Annotated in this window: 1 protein-coding gene; it reads left to right on the top strand. The window is 62.8% G+C overall.

Annotated elements, in window-relative coordinates; genetic code table 11:
* Positions 1 to 982 (top strand): SEL1-like repeat protein (locus tag BN1125_RS19720; protein ID WP_042012895.1); only part of this gene is annotated, 982 nt, incomplete at both ends.

Here is a 982-nt window from a genome sequence, read left to right as displayed (position 1 = left end):
GGGTGGCGCAGGACGATAGTCAAGCGGTGCACTGGTATCGCCAGGCCGCCGAACAGGGCCATGCCAGGGCCCAGTGCAACCTTGGGTTCATGTACGACGAAGGTCGCGGGGTGGCGCAGGACGATGGCCAAGCGGTGTACTGGTATCGTCAGGCTGCCGAGAACGGAGATGCTGATGCCCAGAGTAACCTCGAGCTCATGTATGCCAATGGCCGCGGGGTGGCGAAGGACGATGGCCAGGCGGTGCACCGGTATCGCCAGGCTGCCAAACGAGGATATGCCTTTGCCCAGTACAGACTTGGGTTTATGTATGACAATGGCCTCGGGGTGGAGCAGGACGATAGCCTAGCTGCGCACTGGTATCGCCAGGCTGCTGAGCAGGGCCATGCCGCTGCCCAGTTTAACCTTGGGCTCATGTACGAAAATGGCCGCGGGGTGGAGCAGGACGATAGCCAAGCGGTGCACTGGTATCGCCAGGCTGCCGAGCAGGGCAATGCCCGAGCCCTGGGCGTCCTTGGGTTGATGTATGCCAAAGGCCGCGGGGTGGCGCAGGACGATAGCCAGGCGGTGCACTGGTATCGCCGGGCTGTCGAGAAAGGAGATGCCGATGCCCAGTGCAACCTCGGGTTCATGTATATCAATGGCCGCGGGGTGGCGCAGGATGATAGCCAGGCTGCGCACTGGTTTCGCCTGGCCGCCGAACAGGGAAATGCTGATGCCCAGTGTAATCTCGGGGTCATGTATGCCAATGGCCGCGGGGTGGCGCAGGACGATAGCCAGGCGGTGCACTGGTATCGCCAGGCTGCCGAGCAAGGCCATGCCGCTGCCCAGTGTAACCTTGGGTTCATGTATGACGAAGGCCGCGGGGTGGCGCAGGACGATAGCCAGGCGGTGCACTGGTATCGCCGGGCTGCCGAGAACGGAAATGCCGATGCCCAGTACAACCTCGGGTTCATGTACGAAAATGGCCGCGGGGTGGCGCA

It is taken from the genome of Aeromonas fluvialis (assembly GCF_000819885.1).
GTDB lineage: Bacteria > Pseudomonadota > Gammaproteobacteria > Enterobacterales > Aeromonadaceae > Aeromonas > Aeromonas fluvialis.
Note: the sequence above shows the minus strand (reverse complement) of the source record. Positions and strands in the feature narration are given on the sequence as shown.